The sequence below is a fragment of the Aquitalea palustris genome, assembly GCF_003693445.1.
Classification (GTDB): Bacteria; Pseudomonadota; Gammaproteobacteria; order Burkholderiales; family Chromobacteriaceae; genus Aquitalea; species Aquitalea palustris.
The window spans coordinates 75,669-93,912 of the sequence record NZ_RFAR01000009.1 but is presented as its reverse complement, the minus strand read 5'-3'; the positions used below and the strand labels follow the sequence as shown (position 1 = coordinate 93,912).

Here is an 18,244-nt window from a genome sequence, read left to right as displayed (position 1 = left end):
GCAGGACCCGGGAGCGTCCTGGCGGCAAGGGATGTAATGCAATGGAATCCGTAATGAGTGCGCCTCACGCCAAAAGCTGGCCCAAGTGGATGGGGCTGGCACTGCTGGTCATCGTGCTGGACCAGTTGTCCAAGATTTATTTCAACAGCCAGTACCAGTTTGGTGAAATGCGGGATGTCATTCCCGGCTATTTCAGCTTTACCCTGATCTACAATCCGGGCGCTGCCTTCAGCTTTCTGCGTGATGCCGGAGGCTGGCAAAAGTATTTGTTCACCCTGCTGGCGCTGGGCGTGTCCGGCTATCTGGGCTGGAACATCATCAAGGGGCGTTTTACCAGCCTGATGAATATCGCTGCCAGCTTCATCATCGGTGGTGCCATCGGCAATGTGATCGACCGCCTGGCCTATGGCCATGTGGTGGATTTCATCCTGGTGCATTACCAGCACAGCTGGTACTACCCGGCCTTCAATCTGGCTGACTCTTTCATCTGTGTTGGTGCCGTGCTGATGGTGCTGGACAGCATGAAACAGCCCAAATCTGCCTGATACCTGTTTTGCACCGTCGCCGCTGGCGGCGGTCTTTCTGTAAGGATTGCTGATGACGAAGACCATCATGCTGGCCAATCCCCGTGGCTTTTGTGCCGGGGTAGACCGGGCCATCGCCATCGTCGAGCGTGCCATCGAGAAGTTTGGTGCCCCCATTTATGTGCGTCACGAGGTGGTGCACAACCGCTTCGTGGTGGAAAACCTGCGTGCCAAGGGTGCGGTATTCATTGAAGAGCTGAAGGATGTGCCGGCAGGCAGCACCCTGGTGTATTCGGCGCACGGTGTGCCGCTGTCGGTGCGCGCCGAAGCCGAGGCGCTGGGCCTGCAAGTATTCGATGCCACCTGTCCGCTGGTCACCAAGGTGCATGTCGAGGTCAAGCGCATGCATCAGGCGGCAATGGAAATCATCATGATTGGCCATGCCGGCCACCCCGAGGTGGAGGGCACCATGGGTCAGGTGCAGGGCGGCATGTATCTGGTGGAAAACGTTGCTGATGTCGCCAGCCTGCAGGTGCGCAATCCGCAAGCTTTGTCCTATGTCAGCCAGACCACGCTGTCGGTGGATGAAACCCGCGACATCATCACCGCCTTGAAAGCACGCTTTCCGGGTATTACCAGCCCGAAGAAGGACGATATCTGCTATGCCACGCAGAATCGTCAGGATGCGGTCAAGGTGCTGGCCGACGAGTGCGATATCGTGATCGTGGTGGGATCGCCCAATAGCTCCAATTCCAATCGCCTGCGTGAGGTTGCAGCACTGAAGGGAGTTGATGCGTATATGGTCGATAATGCCAGCCTGCTGCAGGAAGCCTGGTTTGCCGGCAAGCAGCGTGTAGGTGTGACTGCTGGAGCCAGTGCGCCTGAAGTGCTGGTGCAGGCGGTCATCGATCAGATCCGCCAGTATGGTGCAGAAGAGATCGCCGAACTGGATGGCGTGGAAGAGTCGACCGTATTTGCCTTGCCAGCAGGGCTGCGCGACAAGTAACGGTTGTGGCTGTATCAGAAAAAAGCTCTGCAAATGCTTGCAGAGCTTTTTTTATTGCTGGCCAGCTGGGCTCAGCTGCTTTTCCTGGGTTTGCCGCCATAGTGCTGGGTGATTTCACTGGCCGCCTGCATCACCAAAGATCCCAGATGGGTGATGCGCTCATCCGGGATGCGCGATTTGGGGCCGGATACCGAGATGGCAGCGAAGGCCTGGCCACTTTCGTCATAGATGCAGCTGGCGACACAGCGCAGGCCCAGTGCATGTTCGCCATCGTCAAATGCGAAGCCTTGTTGCTGAACTCGCAGTAGCTGCTCTTTCAGCAGGGCGGGGGTGGTGATGGTGTGCTCGGTGTAATGCGGCAAGCCGGTCTTTTGCAAGATACGGTTCAGGTGTTCTGCATCCTGGGCTGCCAGAAAAGCCTTGCCCGCGCCCGAGGCATGCAATGGCAGGCGGCCACCAATCGGCGCGAGCATGCGCATCAGTTCGCGGCATTGCACTTGGCCGACCACCACGCTTTGCCAGGCATCGGTATCGAAGACCACCAGATTGCTGGTTTCGCCTGCCGCCTCCATGGTGCGGCGCAATACCGGCATGGCGATGGTGGATAGGTCGCGGCTGCCAAGAAAGCCACTCCCCACGGTAAAGGCACGCACGCCTATGCTCCATAGTCCCAGATCACCAGTTTGCTGCACAAAACCCATTTGCTGCATGGTAGTGAGCAGGCGGTGGGTAGTGGAGTTGGGCAGGCCAACTTGCATGGAAAGGTCGGTCAGCATGATGCCGGCCGGTGCTTCGGCAATCCGCTCCAGCAATACCAGACCGCGGGTCAGTGACTGCACCTGGCCTGTGCTAGCGCTTCCGCCTTCTGCTCGTTTGCGGGTGGGGGTACGCGGGGTGCTGTCGGCTTTGGCCATATGTCCTCGTGACTTGGGCGGATGGGAAGTTCGCTGCGATTTTACGCCTTAGGTACAGTTGGGTGTAGCTATTACTGATTTCATGGCTTGTTTTTGATTATCGGTATTCATTTTCTTTTCTTGTTTTTATGTAACAAAATGATTTTAATGGATAAAATTTTAAAATACAAAATAATGGAAACCATTTCCATTATTTGTTGACTATGTTTCTGTGCTGCGGGATAGTTGAGGCCATGCTAGGCCATGACCAAGGTGGTGAGGCCTGCCAAATTCAGGAGCAATCCATGGCCAAAATGCGAGCAATCGAAGCAGCCGTTCATATCTTGATCAAGGAAGGGGTGGACACGGCCTTTGGCGTGCCGGGCGCTGCCATCAACCCGCTGTATGCCGCCATGAAAAAAATCGGCGGTATCCGGCATCTGTTAGCACGCCACGTGGAAGGCGCATCGCACATGGCCGAGGGTTATACCCGTGCCCGTGCCGGCAATATCGGTGTCTGCATTGGCACGTCTGGCCCGGCGGGTACCGATATGATCACCGGCCTGTATTCTGCAGCTGCCGACTCCATTCCCATTCTGTGCATTACCGGCCAGGCGCCGCGTTCGCGTTTGCACAAGGAAGATTTCCAGGCGATCGACATCAAGGAGATCGCCCGGCCGGTCGCCAAATGGGCGACCATGGTGATGGAGCCTGCCCAGCTGCCAGGGGCCTTGCAGCAAGCATTTCATCTGATGCGTTCCGGACGCCCTGGCCCAGTACTGCTCGATCTGCCTTTCGATGTGCAAATGGCCGAGATCGATTTCGACCCGGACACCTATCAGCCGCTAGGCGTGTTCAAGCCTGCGGCCAGCCGTGCCCAGCTGGAAAAGGCATTGGGCATGCTGATTGAGGCGGAGCGCCCGCTGATCGTGGCCGGTGGCGGCATCATCAATGCCAATGCTTCGGCACTGCTGACCACCTTTGCCGAAATCGTCCAGGTGCCGGTGATTCCCACGCTGATGGGCTGGGGCAGCATACCGGACGACCATCCGCTGATGGCCGGGATGGCCGGCCTGCAAACCTCCCACCGCTACGGCAATGCCAGCTTGCTGGCGGCGGATTTTGTGCTTGGTATCGGTAATCGCTGGGCCAATCGCCATACCGGTTCGGTTGATGTCTATACCGCCGGGCGCAAGTTCGTGCATATCGATATCGAACCTACCCAGATTGGCCGGGTGTTTGCTCCTGATTACGGCATTGTGTCGGATGCCGCCAGCGCGCTGAGCCTGCTGATCGACATTGCCCGCGAATGGCAGGAGCAGGGGCGTCTGCCGACGCGCCCGCAGTGGAGCGATGCCTGCCAGCGTCGCAAGAGCAGCATGCTGCGTCGTAGTGATCATGCCAATGTACCGATCAAGCCGATGCGGGTATACGAGGAAATGAACCGCTTTTTCGGCAAGAACACCCGCTATGTCAGCACCATCGGCCTGTCGCAAATTGCCGCAGCGCAATTCCTGCATGTCTACCACCCGCGCAACTGGATCAATTGCGGCCAGGCCGGCCCGCTGGGCTGGACCATTCCGGCCGCCATCGGCGCCAAGGTGGCGGACCCCTCCACCGCTGTCGTCGCGATTTCCGGCGATTACGACTTCCAGTTCATGCTGGAAGAGCTGGCCGTTGGTGCGCAGTTCCGTGTCCCCTACATCCATGTCTTGGTTAACAACAGCTATCTGGGCCTGATTCGTCAGGCGCAGCGCCAGTTTGATATCGATTACTGCGTACAGCTCAGTTTTGAAAACATCAATGCCCCGGAGCTGGGCAGTTATGGCGTCGACCATGTCCGCGTGGTGGAAGGCCTGGGCTGCAAGGCTGTGCGTGTCCGTGATCCGGAGCAACTGGCAGCGGGGCTGGCCGAGGCGCAGCGGCTGATGGAACAGCATGCGGTGCCCGTGGTGGTGGAGGTGATTCTGGAAAGAGTCACCAATATCGCCATGGGGGCAGAAATCAATGCCATCAACGAGTTCGAAGACATCATCGACCTGCCGGTCTGATGTGCTTGCTACCTTTATCGGGAGAGTCTTATGCCAAGATTTGCTGCCAATCTGACCATGCTGTTTGGCGAGGTCGATTTCCTGTCGCGCTTCGAGGCGGCGGCCCACGCCGGTTTTCATGGCGTGGAGTACTTGTTTCCCTATGCCTACGACAAGCTGCAACTGGCCGAGCTGCTGGACAGGCATAGGCTGGTGCAGGTGCTGCATAACCTGCCCGCCGGGAATTGGGAGGCAGGGGAGCGCGGCATTGCCTGCCTGCCCGACCGTGTCGGCGAGTTTCAGGATGGGGTGGGGGAGGCCATTGCCTATGCCAAGGCTTTGGGATGTCGCCAGCTCAATGTACTGGCCGGCATTCGTCCGGCGGGAGTCGATGCTGACATGGTGGAGGAAACCCTCTACAACAATGTGCGCTTTGCTGCCAATGCGTTGCGGGCCGAGGGTATCAAATTGCTGGTTGAGGCCATCAATACTTTTGACATCCCGGGATTTGCGCTATCGCGCACCCGCCAGGTGCTGGCTCTGATACGGGATATCGGCAGTGACAATCTGTTTGTCCAGTACGACATCTATCACATGCAACGCATGGAAGGCGAACTGGCCCAGACCCTGCAGTCGCAGCTGGCGCACATCGCCCATATCCAGCTGGCTGACAACCCCGGTCGACACGAGCCCGGAACCGGTGAAATCAATTATCCCTATCTGTTCCGCTTGCTGGATGAAATCGGCTATCAGGGCTGGATAGGCTGCGAGTACAAACCGCGCAATGGCACCCAGGCAGGCCTGGCCTGGGCCGAGCAATATCTTTCCTGAACAGACTGAAGGAGATGGCAATGAAAATAGGATTCATTGGACTGGGCATCATGGGCGCTCCCATGGCCGGGCATCTGCTACAAGCCGGCCATACCTTGTTTGTCAATTCTCGTAGCGGCCTGCCCTCATCCCTGGCGGCCCAGCCCCTGACCCTGTGTGAAACAGCCAGGCAGGTAGCCCAGCAGGCAGAAGTCATCATTTTGATGTTGCCGGATACGCCGGATGTGGGCGAGGTATTGTTTGGCACCAGCGGTGTGGCTGAGGCCGAGTTGGCCGGCAAGGTTGTTGTCGACATGTCGTCGATCTCTCCACTGGACACCAAGCAGTATGCCCAGCGTATCGAACAGCTCGGTGGCCACTATCTGGACGCGCCGGTATCCGGTGGCGAAGTGGGAGCCAAGGCGGCCACCCTGTCCATCATGGTTGGTGGACCGCAGGCCGTGTTCGAGCAACTGCTGCCCATCTTGCAGTTGATGGGCAAGAACATCACCCGAGTCGGTGAGAATGGCGATGGCCAGACTGCCAAAGTAGCTAACCAGATGATTGTGGCGCTCACGATAGAAGCCGTGGGGGAGGCCCTGCTCTTTGCGGCACGTGCCGGTGCCGACCCGGCCAAGGTGCGCCAGGCACTGTTGGGCGGCTTTGCTTCGTCGAGGATTCTCGAAGTGCATGGCGAGCGCATGGTCAAACGGGCTTTTGATCCCGGCTTCCGCATCTCCCTGCATCAGAAGGACTTGAACCTGGCCTTGTCCAGTGCGCAGAAAATGGCGCTGGCCTTGCCGGCAACGGCACTGGCACAGCAGCTGTTCACTAGTTGTGTGGCACAGGGTGGAGGCGCCTGGGATCACAGCGCCATGGTCCGGGCGCTGGAGCAATTGTCGGACTTTGCCATTCCGGCCCAGTAAGACTGGTAGCGGCAAGCCACCATACAATGATGATGTATAAAGGGGCGGAGAAATCCGCCCCTTTATACTATCCACCACACTAGATCAGGTCACACCACTTCATACCGCCAATCAGCCGGACAGTTTGGTGCCTGCGGGCTTTATGGCTGCCACTGGGCAATCAATTGGCGCTCCTCCTCGCTCATCTTGGTCATATTGGCTAGCGGCATGTATTTGCTGGCGACAGCCTGTTTGATCTTGACGTAATGCAAACGGATATCTCGCTCATTATCCAGCCTGATACCCGCTGGCGGCGCGGCAAAGCCAGGCTGGGTTGGCTTGGCGGCATGGCAGGCGATGCAGCGTTCTTGCAGCACACTGGCCACACTTTGCATTGCATTGCCCTTGTCCTCTGCCTTGCTGCTGGCAGGGGGAGCGGCATTACTACTGGCTGCATGCGTGCTGGGAGCCGCGCTATCGCTCGGCGTGCTGGAAGGTGCGGCAATCATGCCAATGACCAGCAGCAGGATGGCGCTGGCTGCCGGCAGGGTCAGTACGTTCTGACCACGATGACGCAGGACAAAATATTGCCTGATCAAGGCACCCGCCAAGATGAACAACACCATGATGAACCAGGCAGTGTCATTGCTATAGGCAAAGGCATAGTGGTTGCTGATCATCAGGAACACCACCGGAAGCGTGAAGTAGGTGTTATGCACGGATCTTTGCTTGCCACGCTTGCCGTCCAGCGGGTTGGGTGTCTCCCCGGCTTGCAATGCAGCCACCATGCGGCGCTGACCGGGGATGATCCAGAACAGCACATTGGCCGACATGCAGGTGGCCATGACCGCACCAGTCAGCAGAAAAGCAGCACGTCCTTGGAATACATGCGCGCTGAAGTAGGCCACGCCGGCCATCATCAGTGCAACCGCCACGCTCAGCAGGCCATCGCGCTGCATTTCCGGGCTGATGCGCCGGCATAGTTCGTCGTAAACCAGCCAGCCGACAATGAGCAGGGCAATGGCCGCAATATTGACCTCGGTCGGTGTCAGTACCGCTGCCCAGGCCCAGGGACTGGACGGGTTGGCCAGATAAACCGCCGGGTTACTCAGATAGAGCAAGCAGAACAAGGCAAAGCCGGATAGCCAGGTGGTATAGGACTTCCAGAACGACCAGTGCAGTTTGTTATCCAGCGGAAAGGGCGGGCGGGTCAGATATTTCTGGTTATGGTAAAAGCCACCGCCGTGTACTGAGGACATTTCACCCAGCAGATCATAACGTGGGTCTTGCTCTCCTTTTGGGGCCGAGAGGCTGTTGTCCAGCATGACGAAGTAGATGGATTCGCCAATCCAGGCAATGGCGGCGATCACGTGCAACCAGCGTAGCAGCAAGTTGCCGAACTCGAGGAGGTAGCTTTCCATGAGCGAAGTTCCTGATCGAAAGTAGGGGGTCAGCTGCCGCGGTAGGTTGCATACGTCCAGGGCGTGACAAGCAGCGGGACGTGATAGTTTTCAGCCGGGTTGGCAATGCCGAAGCGCAAAACAACCTGATCGACAAAACAGGGTTGTGCCAGCTCCACACCCTGACTTGCAAAGTAGGCAGCGGCATGAAAAACCAGCTCATACACCCCGGGCTGCATGGCCGCACCAGACAATAGCGGCTCGTTGCAGCGGCCATCCTCATTGGTGTCGAACTGGCGCAGCAGCGTGCGTTCATCTCCTTGTATCCGATACAGCTCACCGCGCACCCCGGCCGCGGGGCGGCCATGCATGGTGTCCAGCACGTGTGTGGAAAGTTTTCCCATCTGTTTGTCTCCGATGTGCCAGCCCTGCGCGGTCTTTGACCGGCGGGCTGTTGTTGTTGTGCAAAGCATGGGCGATTTGAGTTGACGATATTGTTTTATCCTGTCGATAATTGTCAACAATATTTTGGAAGTCGTTACCGTATTGTGGAAATTGCAAAAATGAATAATCATCAATGGCCTGTACCGGAAGGTGAGGGAGTCATTTCAGCTCCGCCTGCCTCCAGCCTGCGCGACGAAAACCAGCCCGCAGGTGAAGTCGAGCGGCTATATCTGGAAATTTTCGATGCGGTGATCGACCAGCGTCTGCGGCCTGGCGTCAAGCTGACCGAGGCCGTGTTGTGTGACGCCTTTGCCTGTTCGCGCGGCACAGTACGTGCCGCATTGGCCCAGTTGCAGCATGACAAGATTGTTGAGCTGCAGCCCAATCGCGGCGCATTTGTGGCACAGCCGGACATCAAGGAAACCCGCGATGTGTTCGAGGCCAGACGCATGGTGGAGGCGGCCATTCTGGACAAATTGCTGAGCCTGCCCGATTTGCCAGATCGTCTGCAGCAGTTGTGGCAAATGGTGCGACAGGAGCGGGCTGCATTCGAACGGCAGGACCGGGTCAGCTGGATTCGCCTATCCAATGCCTTTCATGTGCAGCTGGTACGACTGGCCGAAAATGAGGTCCTGACCGAATTGATGAACAGCCTGTGTTCGCGCACCTCGCTCATCATTGCCCTGTACGACAAGCCGGGATGCAGTGCCTGCTCATTCGATGAGCATGAGCACATCCTGCAGCAGTTGTCCCGGGGCGACCGGCAAGCGGCACAGCAAGCCATGCGGCAGCATTTGCAGGACTGTGAAGAGCGCATGCATTTTGCCGACAGAAATGTACCTGATCCATGGACGATGTTTCATCGCCAGCTTTAGGTGCCCAAGACCAAGGAGTTCAACGCATGCAACAGGCGTATCCGCGCGACATGATCGGCTATGGCCGCCAGCGGCCGGAGGTGAATTGGCCGGGGCAGGCCAGGGTGGCCGTGCAGTTTGTCCTCAACTACGAGGAGGGAGGGGAAAGCAATGTGCTGCATGGCGATGTGGTATCCGAGCAGTTCCTCTCCGACATCGTCGGTGCAGCGGCCTACCCTGCGCGGCACATGTCGATGGAAAGCCTGTATGAGTACGGTTCGCGAGTGGGGGTATGGCGCATTCTGCGTGAATTCGAAAAACGTGAGTTGCCGCTGACGGTATTTGCCGTTGGCATGGCGCTGGAGCGCAATCCGGAAGCGGCGGCCGCCTTCGTCGAACTGGGACATGAGCTGGCCTGCCACGGTTATCGCTGGCTGCATTACCAGAATGCGGATGTCGGCCTGGAGCGCGAGCACATGCAGCGCTGTGTGGAAATCATCAGCCAGCTGACCGGAGCACATCCGGCCGGCTGGTACACCGGCCGCGATAGCCCGAATACCCGCCGGCTGGTGGTGGAGGAAGGCGGATTCCTCTACGACGCCGATCACTATGGCGATGAGCTGCCCTTCTGGACCGAAGTGGATCTGGGCAAGGGCCGCAGCAAACCTCATCTGGTGGTGCCCTATACCCTGGATGTCAACGATATGCGCTTTGCCTCACCGCAGGGCTTCAACACCGGTGAGCATTTTTTCCAGTATCTGAAGGATAGCTTCGACGTGCTGTATGCCGAGGGCGAAACCCGCCCGGCCATGCTGTCCATCGGCCTGCACTGCCGGCTGATTGGTCGCCCCGGCCGTTTTGCCGCATTACAGCGTTTTCTCGATTATGTGCAGCAGCATGAATGGGTATGGGTATGCCGTCGTGCCGATATCGCCCATCACTGGCTGCGCCATCATCCCCACCCCGCTCTGGAGTCCTGCCGATGAGCCAGCCTCTCACCCTGTCATTGTTGAACCAGCTGCCATTCGATGCTTTTGTCGCGGTGCTGGGCGGTATCTTCGAACACTCGCCGTGGGTGGCGGAGCGTACCGCAGCCTTGCGTCCTTTCCATTCGGTGGCGGAGCTGGCTGCTGTCATGGCTGGCGAAGTTGAAAAAGCCGGTTATGGTGCGCAGATGGCGCTGATCCGGGCTCACCCTGAGCTAGCCGGCAAGGCGGCGATACGCGGTGAGCTGACTGCAGAGTCGAGCAACGAGCAAGCAGGAGCCGGGCTTGATCAATGCAGCCCGGAAGAGTTTGCCCGGCTGACCGAACTGAACGATGCCTACCGCAGCAAATTCGGCTTCCCTTTCATCCTGGCGGTACGTGGCTATGACCGGGCAGGCATCATGCGCGAATTCGCACGGCGCTTGCAACTGGGGGTGGAGGAAGAACGGCGCGAGTGCCTGGAGCAGATCTATCGTATCGGTCGTTTGCGTCTGGAGGCACTGCTACCGGAAAGCGTCAGTGTATGAGTCCGGAAATGCTGGGCCTTTATCTATTGGCCATTGCCGTGGTGATTGCCGTTCCAGGACCGCTGTCGCTCTTCATGGTTGGCAATGCCCTGCAGTTTGGCGTGTGGAAGAGCTGGCCCGGTTTTGTTGGTGGCGTGCTGGCTTCGGTCAGCCTGCTGCTGCTGTCGGCTCTGGGTATCGGCTCCTTGCTGCTGGCATCGCCGCGCAGTTTCCTGCTGCTGCAAGTCATTGGTGCCTGCTACCTGTTTTATCTGGGTATCCGCACCTGGCAGGGGCGTGGTGTGGCGGCCAGTGCGGCCGATAGTCGCCAGGGCCGGGCTCAGCTGTTTTCCAAAGCCTTTTTGCTGGGGATCAGTAATCCCAAGGACATCGCCTTTTTCCTGGCCTTGCTGCCGCAATTCATGACGCCGTCCAGGCCCTTATTGCCGCAGCTGCTGTGGATGGTGCTGGGCTGGATGGTGATCGATCTGTTGTGCAAGCTCGCTTATGGCCTGCTGGCCAGCCGGCTGTTGGCCAGTATGGCCGCATTGCGCCGGCTGTTCCTGATGGCTTCTGCCCTCTGTTTTGTAGTGATGGGCGGCGTACTGCTGGGGCAGACCCTGGCCAGCCTTGTCTTGTGAAGGAGTGGTAAGTAGCAAATCGTGTTGGTGGTAAAGCAAAAATAAAGGAGAGACATCATGAGTATTGCATTGCATCCCTCGGCGACCGTTGTACCTGCTGCGCCGGTTGAATTGCCCGAGTTTGCCCGTCGCCATGCCAATCTGGCCGATCCGGATTTCGGTGCTTGCGTGCTGTCCTGCTCTGACGAGTGGTTTGCGCCGGCAGAGCGCATGCTGCAGTCATCGTCACCGGTGTTCGTGGTGGGCAAGTTTGACGATCACGGCAAATGGATGGATGGCTGGGAGACGCGCCGTCGCCGCAATGGCGGGCATGACCATGCAGTCATCCAGCTGGGGCTGCCTGGCGTGATCAAGGGACTGGATATCGATACCAGCCACTTCACCGGCAATTTTCCGCCAGCCGCCTCGGTGGAGGCTTGCCATCTTGCGGGTTCGCCTGATGAGCACACGGTGTGGACAGAAATCCTGCCGGCGGCTGCGCTGGGCAGCAGCGCGCATCACTTTTTTGCCATTGACGACCAACGGGTGTGGACGCATCTGCGCCTGCACATCTATCCGGATGGTGGTGTTGCGCGCCTGCGGGTGTATGGCCAGCCCGACTGCGACTGGGAGGGCAAGGACCGTTCTGCCCTGCATGAAGTGTCTGCGCTGCAGCAAGGTGGCCGCATCGTTGCCTATAACGATGCACATTTCGGTGTGCCCTTTCGCCTGATCATGCCGGGTCGTGGCATCAATATGGGCGATGGCTGGGAAACCCGCCGCCGCCGCGAACCAGGCAACGACTGGTGCATTGTGCAGCTGGGGCGAACGGCCATTGTCGAGCGCATCGAGGTGGATACCGCTCACTTCAAGGGCAATTATCCGGACAGCGTTTCCATTCAGGCGGCGCTGGTGACACAGGGCACCGATCAGTCCATCGTGACTCAGGCCATGTTTTGGGACACCTTGTTGGCCGAACAGAAAACCGCCATGGACAAGCAGCACTTTTATGACCGCGAGCAGATCCGCCCGCTGGGGCCGGTCAATCACGTGCGCCTGAACATCTTCCCTGATGGCGGGGTTAGCCGCTTACGGATCTGGGGTCGTCTGGTTGATTAACCGCCAGCAGACCCGCCGATTATAAAGAGGAGAAACACCATGGCCCTGCTTGTCCTGGAAGCCCTGAGCAAGGAAGCATTCGCCCAGTTTGGCGATGTCATTGAAATCGAAGGCAGCGACTGGTTTCCCATCAATAACGGCAGCACCCGGCGCTATCACAAGCTGGGCATGGTCGAGGTGCTCGGCGAGGGCGGTGCTCCCGCCATCAGCATGGCACGTGGTGCGGCCTTTGATTTTCCATTGCGCATCAGCATGCTCGAGCGTCACCCACTGGGCAGTCAGTCCTTCATCCCCTGCAACGGTGTGCCTTTCATCGTGGTAGTAGCCCCCAGCCTGCCGGATGGCCTGCCGGACGAAAGCGGCTTGCGCGCCTTTCAGGCCTATTCCGATCAGGGCGTCAATTATCGCCGCGGCTGCTGGCATCACCCCTTGATCAGTCTGGGGCAGGAGGGGGATTTCATTGTGGTCGACCGTGTAGGCAGCGGGCACAACTGCGATGAGGTGGACTTGTCCACAAGCTATCGTATCGAGGCCGCCAGCTAGCCTTAATTCCCGATGGTTCCTGCTGTAGTCCTTGTTGTTGATGCAACAGGGTGGCCTCGTCACGTCTGTCGTCTGGCGAGCCACCCACCCGTGCAGCGTCTTTTGCGCTGGCGGAAGACTCATGCGAAGGAGAGACTCGATGAACGCGACGCAAAAGGTTCATCCGGTGGACGAAAAGCTGCCGCTGCTGCAGCTGTTCACACTGGGCTTGCAACACGTGCTGGTAATGTATGCCGGAGCGGTGGCGGTGCCGCTAATTGTTGGTGGGGCGGTTGGCCTGCCCAAGGAGCAAATTGCCTTTCTGGTTAGCGCAGATCTGTTCTGCTGTGGTCTGGTCACGCTGTTGCAATGCCTGGGCTGCAAGGGCTTTGGCATCCGCATGCCGGTCATCATGGCGGTGACTTTTGCCACCGTGGGGCCGATGATCGCCATCGGCCAGAATCCGGCTTTGGGCCTGCCCGGCATCTTTGGTGCCACCATGGCGGCGGGCTTGCTGTCGTTATTGCTGGTGCCGCTGATCGGCCGCTTGATCCGTTTTTTTCCACCACTGGTGACTGGTGTGGTGATTACCTCCATCGGCTTGTCCATCATCGGTGTCGGCATCAACTGGTCGGCTGGCGGATTGGGCTCGCCTGATTATGGTAGTCCGCTGTATCTGGGCATTTCACTCAGTGTGCTGATCTTCATTTTGCTGATCATCCGCTTTGCCCGTGGCTTCCTGGCCAATATCTCCATCCTGCTGGGGCTGGTGCTGGGTTTTTGCATTGCGCTGCTGCTGGGCAAGGTGGATTTCGACGGTTTGCAGGATGCCAGCTGGTTTGCCCTGATTACGCCCTTCAAGTTTGGTGCACCGCGATTCGAACTGTGGTCCATCGTCACCCTCACCGTGGTGATGCTGATCGTGTTCATCGAATCGATGGGCATGTTCCTGGCTCTGGGTGAAATCGTCGACCGTCCGGTCAAGCGGGATGATCTGGTACGCGGTCTGCGGGTGGATGCACTGGGGACGATGGTGGGGGGCATGTTCAATACCTTCCCGCATACTTCGTTTTCGCAAAACATCGGTTTGGTCAGCATTACCGGGGTCAGCAGCCGCTGGGTATGCGTAATGGCCGGCTTTATCCTGATCGCCTTTGGCCTGGTACCCAAGATGTCCATCGTGGTGGCCTCCATTCCCCCCTTCGTGCTGGGCGGGGCCGGTATCGTGATGTTCGGCATGGTGCTGGCCACCGGCATCAAGGTGTTGTCGCGGGTGGATTTCCATAACCGCTACAACCTGTACATCGTCGCCATCAGCCTGGGCATGGGCATGATTCCCACCGTCGCCAAAGACTTTTTTGGCCAGATGCCGGCGGGCATGGCACCGCTATTGCACAGCGGCATCCTGCTGGCCAGCCTGACTGCCGTGGTGCTTAATGCATTTTTTAATGGCCTGGGTAAGGCGGACTTGACCGAAGCCAGCGCGACCGAGGTGATGTCGGTGCCAGGGCACTAAGCTTGTGGACCCGCCTGCCAGCGGGTCGCTGGCTGCTTGATGAGGCGCATGGAAAAGGACGGGGCGATGCTGCTGGAGGGGGATTGGCTGACCGTGCTGCGGCGGCAACTGCCGCAACAAGGCCAGGCCATGCTGGTGACGGTGGTGCGTAGCCAGGGGCAGGTGCCGCGAGAAACCGGCGCACGGCTGGCACTGGCGGATGACTGGCAGGCCGACTCGCTGGGCGGCGGCTGGCTGGAACAACAGGCGTGCATGCATGCCCGTCGCCTGCTGGCTGAGCCTCCAGCAGTGCGGCAGTGCACCTGCTTTCAGTTGGGGCCGACTGGTGATTATTGCTGCGCGGGTAAGGTATGGCTGTTGTTTGAAAAACTGGGCAAGCAGGATGAGCTCTGGCTGGAGCTGGCCTGGCAGGCCCGATGCGAGGGGCGGGTATTGCGGCGTACGCTACAGCTGGACTGCGCTGCGCCGGTTAGCTGCAGCTGGCCTGCCGGCAGCGCTGAAGGCGTGCGCTGGCTGCCCGAGCAGTCCGTGCTGCAGGACGATCTGGCGGCTCCCCAGCTGACCGTGGTGCTGTGTGGGGCCGGCCATGTCGGACGTGCGGTGGGCCGCCTGCTGGGTGAGCTGCCGGTCCGGCTTATCTGGCTGGATAACCGGCCGGAGGTGTTCCCGGTGGCTTGTCCGGAACATATCACTACTCTGCAGGGTGGCGTGGAACTGATCAGCCACATGCCGGCAAATGCCTGCTGGCTGGTGATGACCGATAGTGATCTGCTGGATTTTTGCTGGGTCGAGCAGATACTGCAGCGCGCTGACGCACGCTATGTTGGTTTGCACGGGAGTCACAGCAAGTTGGCCAGCTTTAATCTGCGGCTGATGGGCAGCTTGTCGCTGGGGCAGATTGCCTCGATACGCTGTCCGGTTGGCATCGCCGGTATCGACAGCCGCCAACCGGCAGTGGTGGCCATTGCCGTGGTGGCCGAACTATTGCAACTGCCCGGCACTACCCTGCCGCGACCGCATTCTGGGTAAGGGTATTGAAATCGCTTAACTCTGCCCCTATCTGTCAGCTCACCATTACCCAACTACTGATGAATAGAGACCATGAGCGCACAGAAAGAAACCCTGGGCTTTCAGACCGAAGTCAAGCAACTCCTTCACCTGATGATCCACTCCTTGTATTCCAACAAGGAGATCTTCCTGCGAGAACTCATCTCCAATGCATCGGATGCTGCCGACAAATTGCGTTTTGAAGGTCTGGCCAAGCCCGAGTTGTTCGAGAATGATGCCGAGCTGAAAATCACTGTCAGCTTCGACAAGGAAGCCCGCACCATCACCATCTCCGACAACGGCATCGGCATGAGCCGTGACGAGGTGATTGCCAATATCGGTACCATCGCCAAATCCGGTACCAAGGCCTTCTTCGAGCAGCTGTCCGGTGACTCCAAGAAAGACGCCAACCTGATCGGCCAGTTCGGCGTCGGTTTTTACTCGGCCTTTATCGTGGCCGACAAAGTCAGCCTCACCACCCGCCGTGCCGGCAGCAATACGGCGGAAGGCATCCGCTGGGAGTCGCAAGGTGAAGGCGAGTACACGCTGGAGCAGGTGGAAAAGGCTGGTCGCGGTACCGACATCGTGCTGCACCTGAAAGAAGGCGAAGACGAACTGCTGGCCGACTGGGCACTCAAGCGCATCGTACGTACCTATTCCGACCATATCTCCATCCCGATTCTGATGAAGAAGGGCAGCAGCTACGGCGAAAACGGCGAAGTAATCGAAAGCGACGAGCTGGAAGCGGTCAATGCGGCCTCGGCGCTATGGACCCGTAGCAAGAGCGAGATCAGCGACGAGCAGTACACCGAATTCTACAAGCACGTGGCGCATGACTTCACCGACCCGCTGGCCTGGAGCCATGCCCGTGTCGAAGGCCGCCAGGAATACACCGAGCTGCTGTACATCCCGGCACGTGCGCCGTTCGATATGTGGGACCGCGAGCGCAAGCAGGGCATCAAGCTGTATGTGCGCCGCGTGTTCATCATGGAAGACAGCGACAAGCTGATGCCGCAATACCTGCGTTTTGTGCGTGGGGTGATTGATAGTAACGACCTGCCGCTGAACGTATCCCGTGAAATCCTGCAGGAAAGCAAGGATATCGATGCCATTCGCGCCGGTTGCGTGAAGAAGGTGCTGGGTCTGCTGGAAGACCTCGCCGCCAACCAGACCGAAAAATATGCCGCCTTCTGGAAAGAGTTCGGCCAGGTGCTGAAAGAAGGCGTGGGCGAAGATCACGCCAACAAGGAACGCATTGCCAAGCTGCTGCGCTTTGCCTCCACGGCTGTGGATGGTGACGAGCCGACGGTCAGCCTGAGCGACTATATCGGCCGCATGAAAGAAGGTCAGGACAAGATTTACTTCATCACCGCCGACACCTTGGCCGCTGCCCGCAACAGCCCGCACCTGGAAGTATTCAAGAAGAAGGGTGTGGAAGTGCTGCTGCTGACCGACCGCGTGGATGAGTGGGTTGTCGGTTCGCTGTTCGAGTTCGATGGCAAGTCGCTGCAGTCGGTAGCCAAGGGCGCACTGGACCTGGGCGCGCTGGAAGACGAAGCCGACAAGGAAGCCCAGAAGCAGGCTGAAGAAGCCGCCAAGCCGCTGGTAGAAAAAGTGCAGAGCGCCCTGGGTGACAAGGTGAAGGAAGTGCGCGCCACGGTGCGCCTGACCGATAGCCCGGCCTGCCTGGTGGCGGGTGAGCATGATATGAGTGCACACCTGGAGCGCATGCTGAAGGCGGCAGGGCAAAAGGTTGAAGCCAGCAAGCCGACGCTGGAAATCAACCCGGAGCATGTACTGGTGAAACGTCTGGCGGAAGAGTCCGATGCCGGCCGTGCGGCTGATCTGGCCCAGGTGCTGTACGACCAGGCTTTGCTGGCGGAAGGCGGCAAGCTGGAAGACCCGGCCACCTTCGTCAAGCGCATCAACAAGCTGCTGCTGGAGCTGTCGGCCTAAGGCAGGCCTGCTGCTCTCCATGAAAACCGCCTGTCCTCTGTAGTGGGCAGGCGGTTTTTTTGTGTCTGGCGATTGTAATGCAAGCGGCCTGGGCTTATCTCGCCGCATGCTGAGGACCAGGCCTACTCGAAGGGCGTGGCGACAAAGGCCGGCAGGGCTTCTGCCTGCGCGCTCCATTGCTGCAACAGCGGGAAGTCATCCCAGGCCAATTGTTGTGGCAGTATTTCCCGGCTGAAGCGCCAGGCCACAGCGATACTGATACCTGCCTGGTCTAGCGGTGTGGACGATAGTGCTTCGATAGCCAGCTCCTGCTCCAGCAAGTCATAGGCAGCCAGCAATTGCGCGCTGACCCGTTCCTGCCAGGGCTGATGCCGTTTGTCCTCGGGACGCAAGTTTTGCTCGTAGGCGAGCTGCACGCTTTTTTCCATGGCAGCCAAGGCCAGCCCCAGCAAGCGCAGCGTGCGCTGGCGCTGTGGCAGGGCTTGCGGCATCAGGCTGCGTTCCGGATGCAAGGTGTCCAGATAATCCAGGATCAGGGTGGAATCCATCAGCGTACTGCCATCACCCAGAATCAGGGTTGGTGCCTTGACTACCGGATTGATGGCCTGAAATTCGGCCAGATGGCGGAATACCGATACCGCACGGTGACTGAAGGGAATCTCCATCAGTCGCAGGCTGATGGCGACACGGCGTACATAAGGTGAATCCAGCATGCCTATCAGTTGCATGATCATCCTTTCCGGTTCAAACGGTTTGGTAATGGCTGCCCAGCCGGAGCCAGGCATGTCGGGTTGCTGCCTGGTCGGCGCAGAGCCGTACTTCCAGCTGGCCACGGCCTTCCAGCAATAACTTGCCAGCCGGCAGGTCGGCTGATTCTCCATCGTGCAGGCAAATGTCCCGGCCATCAATCGTCAGCCAGTGCGAACCGCTGCGGGCAATCAGCTGGCAGCGCCGGGCAAGCTGTAGCACCAGCAGTTCGCCATCCGCCAGTTCCAGCCGTAATGAATGGGCCATGGTCATCTCCTTGCGTGGGGGTGACTTCACTATAAGTGGCGGCCTGGTCACTGAAAATTGATATTTATTTGGGATTAATGTTAGTTTTACTT

The 18,244-nt window shown here is 58.7% G+C and carries 19 protein-coding genes; 14 read left to right on the top strand and 5 right to left on the bottom strand.

Going from position 1 to position 18,244, the window contains the following annotated elements; all coding sequences use genetic code 11:
• Nucleotides 1–53 precede the first annotated feature (53 nt).
• Both lspA and ispH read left to right on the top strand, forming a co-directional pair.
• Entirely contained in the window at nt 54–545 is a 492-nt protein-coding gene (gene lspA, locus EAY64_RS03380) for a signal peptidase II (RefSeq protein ID WP_226034240.1), read from the top strand.
• A gap of 52 nt (nt 546–597) precedes the next feature.
• The gene (ispH, locus tag EAY64_RS03375) at nt 598–1,530 is read left to right on the top strand and encodes a 4-hydroxy-3-methylbut-2-enyl diphosphate reductase (protein WP_103523378.1); all 933 of its coding nucleotides are present in this window, start codon (nt 598–600) and stop codon (nt 1,528–1,530) included.
• 71 nt (nt 1,531–1,601) lie between these two features.
• Here ispH and iclR read toward each other — a convergent pair whose 3' ends face one another.
• Nucleotides 1,602–2,444, bottom strand: a complete 843-nt coding sequence (iclR, locus tag EAY64_RS03370) for a glyoxylate bypass operon transcriptional repressor IclR (RefSeq protein ID WP_103523377.1) — start codon at nt 2,442–2,444, stop codon at nt 1,602–1,604.
• A gap of 284 nt (nt 2,445–2,728) precedes the next feature.
• On the opposite strand from iclR, the gene gcl reads away from it, so the two are divergent.
• The 3 genes from gcl to EAY64_RS03355 are packed head-to-tail and all read left to right on the top strand — an operon-like array spanning nt 2,729 to nt 6,189.
• A complete protein-coding gene (gene gcl, locus EAY64_RS03365) occupies nt 2,729–4,474 on the top strand; it encodes a glyoxylate carboligase (protein ID WP_103523376.1) in 1,746 nt (581 codons plus the stop codon).
• A 30-nt stretch (nt 4,475–4,504) separates the two neighbouring features.
• Nucleotides 4,505–5,284 (top strand): hydroxypyruvate isomerase, encoded by a 780-nt coding sequence (hyi, locus tag EAY64_RS03360; protein ID WP_103523375.1) that lies wholly within the window; start codon nt 4,505–4,507, stop codon nt 5,282–5,284.
• A 20-nt stretch (nt 5,285–5,304) separates the two neighbouring features.
• Entirely contained in the window at nt 5,305–6,189 is an 885-nt protein-coding gene (locus EAY64_RS03355) for a 2-hydroxy-3-oxopropionate reductase (RefSeq protein ID WP_199107677.1), read from the top strand.
• A gap of 140 nt (nt 6,190–6,329) precedes the next feature.
• Here EAY64_RS03355 and EAY64_RS03350 read toward each other — a convergent pair whose 3' ends face one another.
• Nucleotides 6,330–7,589: a urate hydroxylase PuuD gene (locus tag EAY64_RS03350; protein WP_103523373.1), complete on the bottom strand. Its 1,260-nt coding sequence runs from the start codon at nt 7,587–7,589 to the stop codon at nt 6,330–6,332.
• Nucleotides 7,590–7,618: 29 nt separating this feature from the next.
• Nucleotides 7,619–8,143, bottom strand: coding sequence for a hydroxyisourate hydrolase (gene uraH / locus EAY64_RS03345; RefSeq protein ID WP_226034241.1), 525 nt, complete (start codon nt 8,141–8,143; stop codon nt 7,619–7,621).
• Between uraH and EAY64_RS03340 the strand changes: the two genes are divergently transcribed.
• From EAY64_RS03340 to htpG, 9 genes are all read left to right on the top strand, one after another.
• Nucleotides 8,132–8,887, top strand: coding sequence for a GntR family transcriptional regulator (locus EAY64_RS03340; RefSeq protein WP_103523371.1), 756 nt, complete (start codon nt 8,132–8,134; stop codon nt 8,885–8,887). The genes uraH and EAY64_RS03340 overlap by 12 nt on opposite strands.
• A 26-nt stretch (nt 8,888–8,913) precedes the next feature.
• The gene (gene puuE, locus EAY64_RS03335) at nt 8,914–9,852 is read left to right on the top strand and encodes an allantoinase PuuE (protein WP_103523370.1); all 939 of its coding nucleotides are present in this window, start codon (nt 8,914–8,916) and stop codon (nt 9,850–9,852) included.
• A complete protein-coding gene (gene uraD, locus EAY64_RS03330; protein ID WP_103523369.1) occupies nt 9,849–10,379 on the top strand; it encodes a 2-oxo-4-hydroxy-4-carboxy-5-ureidoimidazoline decarboxylase in 531 nt (176 codons plus the stop codon). The genes puuE and uraD overlap by 4 nt, the downstream gene beginning before the upstream one ends.
• Nucleotides 10,376–10,999, top strand: coding sequence for a LysE family translocator (locus EAY64_RS03325; protein WP_103523368.1), 624 nt, complete (start codon nt 10,376–10,378; stop codon nt 10,997–10,999). Before uraD ends, EAY64_RS03325 begins: the two co-directional genes overlap by 4 nt.
• A gap of 57 nt (nt 11,000–11,056) precedes the next feature.
• Complete coding sequence (gene alc, locus EAY64_RS03320; RefSeq protein WP_103523367.1) at nt 11,057–12,097, top strand: allantoicase; 1,041 nt, start codon at nt 11,057–11,059, stop codon at nt 12,095–12,097.
• Between the two features lie 39 nt (nt 12,098–12,136).
• On the top strand, nt 12,137–12,640 hold the full coding sequence (locus EAY64_RS03315; RefSeq protein WP_103523366.1) for an ureidoglycolate lyase: 504 nt from the start codon (nt 12,137–12,139) through the stop codon (nt 12,638–12,640).
• Nucleotides 12,641–12,779: 139 nt separating this feature from the next.
• The gene (locus EAY64_RS03310) at nt 12,780–14,135 is read left to right on the top strand and encodes a nucleobase:cation symporter-2 family protein (protein WP_304511180.1); all 1,356 of its coding nucleotides are present in this window, start codon (nt 12,780–12,782) and stop codon (nt 14,133–14,135) included.
• A 39-nt stretch (nt 14,136–14,174) separates the two neighbouring features.
• On the top strand, nt 14,175–15,164 hold the full coding sequence (gene xdhC / locus EAY64_RS03305; RefSeq protein ID WP_103523364.1) for a xanthine dehydrogenase accessory protein XdhC: 990 nt from the start codon (nt 14,175–14,177) through the stop codon (nt 15,162–15,164).
• 72 nt (nt 15,165–15,236) lie between these two features.
• Nucleotides 15,237–17,138 carry a molecular chaperone HtpG gene (gene htpG / locus EAY64_RS03300; protein ID WP_103523363.1) on the top strand — a complete coding sequence of 634 codons (1,902 nt, stop codon included), beginning with the start codon at nt 15,237–15,239 and terminating at the stop codon, nt 17,136–17,138.
• Between the two features lie 122 nt (nt 17,139–17,260).
• Here htpG and EAY64_RS03295 read toward each other — a convergent pair whose 3' ends face one another.
• Together EAY64_RS03295 and EAY64_RS03290 are read right to left on the bottom strand one after the other, a co-directional pair.
• A complete protein-coding gene (locus EAY64_RS03295) occupies nt 17,261–17,866 on the bottom strand; it encodes a glutathione S-transferase family protein (protein WP_103523397.1) in 606 nt (201 codons plus the stop codon).
• Between the two features lie 16 nt (nt 17,867–17,882).
• Nucleotides 17,883–18,152, bottom strand: a complete 270-nt coding sequence (locus tag EAY64_RS03290) for a DUF2917 domain-containing protein (protein WP_158604603.1) — start codon at nt 18,150–18,152, stop codon at nt 17,883–17,885.
• Between the last annotated feature and the right edge of the window lie 92 nt (nt 18,153–18,244).